Below are 4,117 nucleotides of genomic sequence, written 5' to 3'. Positions count from 1 at the left end.
CAATCCGGTAGGTTGTTCGTAGTCTGCACAGCGACTTGACTTTTGTCCCACGTTTTAAATAAGAGTGCAATGCAGGGTCATGGGCTGAATTGCACTCTTTCACTATTTAAGTTCGTAAATCAAAAGCCGGGTTGGTAGTTAACCTGCTAGGTGGTTTTAGATTGTGCTCGTTTTTTTGATCCCTATCACAGTGACATCTTTTTTTCTGGATTTTGTTTTACCCATTCATGTAGTTCGGCAGGGTTGTGTGCACAAAACATCTTCACGGAGTCATCATCTACTAAGAGTTTGCGGAGTGCATCCAGGTTCTCTAGTCGTTTTTCTTTATTCCATTGGTTGAGCCATTCAAAGCGTGCAAGTTCAGGTTCAACTGATGGTGTTGCAGCCTTTACTTCATGAGGATCAAAGTAAGTATCCCCAGCATGCATAATCCAGCCGTTTCCAGTGTCAATGGCGACGGCACAATGCCCACGTGAATGACCAGCTGTTGGGACTAGCAAAATCTCAGGTGGTAAACCGGTTAACTGTTGCACATGACTAAAGCCTTTCCAATTTTCGCCATCTTCATTATAGGTGGCCCAGGTAGGCCCGTATTGCCACATGGGTTGACGATACCGGCGTTTTGTTTTGAAACCTTGCTGACTCATAGCGGTCATCCATTCTTCTTTATAGACATGGACGATGGCGTTGGGGAAATCAACGAGGCCACCCGCATGATCCAGGTCTAAGTGAGTCATAACGATGTTTTTGACATCGCGAGGGTCATACCCCAGAGCCTTAACTTGTTCAACGGCGGCTAGGGCAATTTCACCTTGGCGTGGTTTAGCATAAATGTGTGTAAAGGCGTATCCGAGTCGAGGGTCAGCGTTAATTTGATCTTGGCGTCCTAACCCTGTATCGACCAATACCAGGCCGTCTTTGCCGGTGTCAATGAGCAGGCAGTGCATGACTAATGCTTCTCCTTGATAGTGCAAGCCTTGAACGATGCCACAGTTGAGATGATAAATTTTAAAAGCCATTATGTTCACCCATCCTTTACTTGATAGGTTGATCATAATGGCTTTTATAGCAGGAAACAATAAACAAAAGCAGACAAAGTGTTCGGAAAAGCGATTGAATCGTTGATATATCATTGATATAACAAAAGGCGTCTGCCGCAGCAGACGCCTTTGCTTATTGACTTTAGTTACTGTCAGCTTCCGAGTCTGTTTCGTCAACGACAGGCTTTTTTACAACCTCGAACCAATTAATGTAGGCATTTTCGTAGTCTAGCGCAGTGAATTGGAATTCACCAATTTGGAAATGCCCGCCGGCTTTGATGTCAGGGTCGTTTTCGATAATATAACCGGTTAGCGTAACGACTTCAGATTCTTCAAAGGCTTTAATGTCCGTTTGGAAGTATCGTTCAAAGTCATACAGTGTCATCTTGCCAGAAACATGATAAGAGCCGTCATCCTGTTTGAAAATGTACTCGTCAGAGACGTCATCAATTTCATCGTGAACTGTACCAAACAATTCTTCATAAATATCTTTATCGGTAACGATTCCGGATGTGCCACCATATTCGTCAACAACAACGACGATTGGTGTTTGTTTTTCAATCATCTGTTGAAGGACATCTTGAATGGGCATGGTTTCGGGAACATTAATAATGTTTCGCAAAATCTTTGCAACGCTGATGGAAGAATCCACCTGGATTTGTCGGATAAGATCATAGTTGAAAACGTACCCGAGCATCTTATCCTTATCCCCATCAGCCACAACTGGTAGGCGACTGAACTGTTCGGTTAAGTACACCTGTAAGGCATCCTTAACTGTATCAGTAACGTCGACCACTTCCAGTTGGGTCCGGTCGATCATGATATCTCTAGCAACTTTATCGTTCATTTCAAATGCACGTTGCATGAAGACGTAATCTTCTTGATCCAATTCGCCGCCGGTCACCGCATTACGGGACAAGTTTAAAATTTCGGCCTGACTGAAGGCTTCATCACTTTCAGAGGCAGGCTTCATTCCTAACATCTTGACGATTCCGTTGGCTGATGTATTCAGCAACCATACGAAAGGATAGAAGATGATGTGGAAATAGCGTAATGGTGTAACCACTAGCATCAATACTTGGAATGGTCGGTCGATGGCAATGTTTTTTGGAACGATTTCAGTGACGACCACTTCAAAGTAGGTCAGTAAAATAATTCCGACAATAGAACCAATCGCGTGACCAACCGTGGCATTTAAGCTAAGGTGAGCAAGACCGAATAAATTCAACAATAATGTTGAAACTGTCTCTTCACCGATCCACCCAAGAATAATTCCGGCCAGTGTTGTTCCGACCTGGGTGGTTGATAAGTATTCGTTTAAGTTGTGAACCATCTTAGTGGCCACAGCAATTTTCTTTGATTTTTTGTCGCGTTTGTCAGCCTCTTCCTCAAGAACACTCGGCCGTGTCTGCACAAGTGCAAACTCAGCCGCCACAAAAAAGGTTGCGAACACGAACGTAATTAGCATGATGATCAAATTACTAATTATCTGACCACTATCCAAAAGACTATTCCCCATTTCTTATTATAAAAACTTTCTACATTATAACGCGTCCCCATTACATAACAAAACGTTTTCCAGTGGAAATTAATGTTAATCGCTATTTTACGTGACTTTCAACAAATGATGCGCGCTGTGTGCGCTATAATGCCAGTATCAATAAAGAGGTGTAGCCATGAAACAACGAAGCGTCGCCAGCATGATGGACTTGATCGAACAGGTTGCAGTACAAGATGATAATATTCGTGCAGTTGGGATGGAAGGATCACGGAATAATCCGTCAATCCAACAGGATCAGTTTGCAGATTTTGATATTACTTACTTTGTAACGGATCCCACGCCGTTTCGCCAAAACGATGCTTGGTTAGACGTATTTGGTGACCGTTTAATGATGCAAAAGCCAACGGGTGCGTTATTTAGCGGCACCATGCAGCCATGGTATCCGTATTTAATGCAATTCACTGATGGCAACCGGTTGGATTTAAAAATTGCTGACGTGCGCGATAAAGATGCGTATCTTGCAGCTGAGCACTTAAACACGGTTATCTTTGATAAAGATAACCAAATTGAAGGACAGCCCGAAGCTTCTGACTGGGACTTTCATATTGCGGTGCCCAGTGAGGAGGCGTTTCAAAATTCAGTTAATGAATTTTTCTGGGTTAGCTTATATGTCGTAAAGGGTCTGCAACGTAAGCAGTTATTATATGCAAATCAGTATATGGATGACCCTGTTCGTAAAGAATTATTACGGATGTTGGAATGGTCGGTGGGTGTCAGTACAAATTTCCAAGCGAATGTTGGTAAAAACGATGGTCGTTTGGCTGATTCACTGTCGGAAACTGATTATGAGCGCTTAATCGACACATACAAGTTAGATGATTTAGCGAACACATGGCTGGCATTACAAACAGCTAGTCAGTTGTTTATTGAGACAGCACGGGTAGTGGCCGATCAGATGGGATTCTCTTTTCCAGACTATCCGCAAGCTGTCATTCACTATGAAGCACAGATAATGAATGAAAATTAGGGTGTGGGACAAAAGCTGGGCAGTCATGAGCAAGATCTAACTTTTATCCCAGACGCGTCATAGGCAGATTCTTTGAAAGGCTGACCATGTTACCGATATGATGTCGTCAACGAAGCTGTACTCGTTGGTGAGCAGTCAGAAAGGTAAAAAGGTGATTACTTTGAAGAATTTACTATTAGGATTTAGCGTAGCAGCGAATTTGGCATTGGCATACATGCTGTTTCAAGATGATGCCCAAATGGCAGAGATCAAATCCAAACTAGAAAATTTAGGTGAACAGGCAGAAGGCAAAGCTAAACAAGTGAAGGGTGCGTTGACCGGTGATACTGGCGACAAACTTTCCGGTAACCTTGAAGAAGGTAAGGGAAAGTTAAAGGATACATTGTCTAGCGCGGCCGACGAACTAAGTTAATGGCATATTTAAATAAAGGGCGTTACTCGTAGCAGCAATTATTTTGCCGCCGCGAGTAACGCCTTTTTAAATGCGTATGTGGCGATGTTACACTCCAAGTGCAACACTTATTGAAATAAAAAATACCCATGACAGGG

4 protein-coding genes are annotated in these 4,117 nt (G+C 43.0%); 2 read left to right on the top strand and 2 right to left on the bottom strand.

All coding sequences use genetic code 11. The annotated features are described in order from the left end of the window. Nucleotides 1-185: 185 nt before the first annotated feature. Nucleotides 186-1,019, bottom strand: coding sequence for an MBL fold metallo-hydrolase (locus IV55_RS09260; protein ID WP_057811544.1), 834 nt, complete (start codon nucleotides 1,017-1,019; stop codon nucleotides 186-188). Between the two features lie 163 nt (nucleotides 1,020-1,182). Continuing rightward, the gene (locus IV55_RS09255; RefSeq protein WP_057811542.1) at nucleotides 1,183-2,544 is read right to left on the bottom strand and encodes a hemolysin family protein; all 1,362 of its coding nucleotides are present in this window, start codon (nucleotides 2,542-2,544) and stop codon (nucleotides 1,183-1,185) included. A 172-nt stretch (nucleotides 2,545-2,716) separates the two neighbouring features. On the opposite strand from IV55_RS09255, the gene IV55_RS09250 reads away from it, so the two are divergent. Continuing rightward, on the top strand, nucleotides 2,717-3,568 hold the full coding sequence (locus tag IV55_RS09250; RefSeq protein ID WP_057811539.1) for an aminoglycoside 6-adenylyltransferase: 852 nt from the start codon (nucleotides 2,717-2,719) through the stop codon (nucleotides 3,566-3,568). Nucleotides 3,569-3,695: 127 nt separating this feature from the next. Next, nucleotides 3,696-3,980, top strand: coding sequence for a CsbD family protein (locus IV55_RS09245; protein ID WP_237756171.1), 285 nt, complete (start codon nucleotides 3,696-3,698; stop codon nucleotides 3,978-3,980). Nucleotides 3,981-4,117 lie beyond the last annotated feature (137 nt).

This window comes from Furfurilactobacillus siliginis, from assembly GCF_001437435.1.
In the GTDB taxonomy this organism is placed as follows: Bacteria; Bacillota; Bacilli; order Lactobacillales; family Lactobacillaceae; genus Furfurilactobacillus; species Furfurilactobacillus siliginis.
Note: the sequence above shows the minus strand (reverse complement) of the source record. Positions and strands in the feature narration are given on the sequence as shown.

Bases quoted from the DNA above. Each gene is read 5' to 3' on its own strand.
- IV55_RS09260 (WP_057811544.1), bottom strand. From the start codon at position 1,019: ATGGCTTTTAAAATTTATCATCTCAACTGTGGCATCGTTCAAGGCTTG.
- IV55_RS09250 (WP_057811539.1), top strand. From the start codon at position 2,717: ATGAAACAACGAAGCGTCGCCAGCATGATGGACTTGATCGAACAGGTT.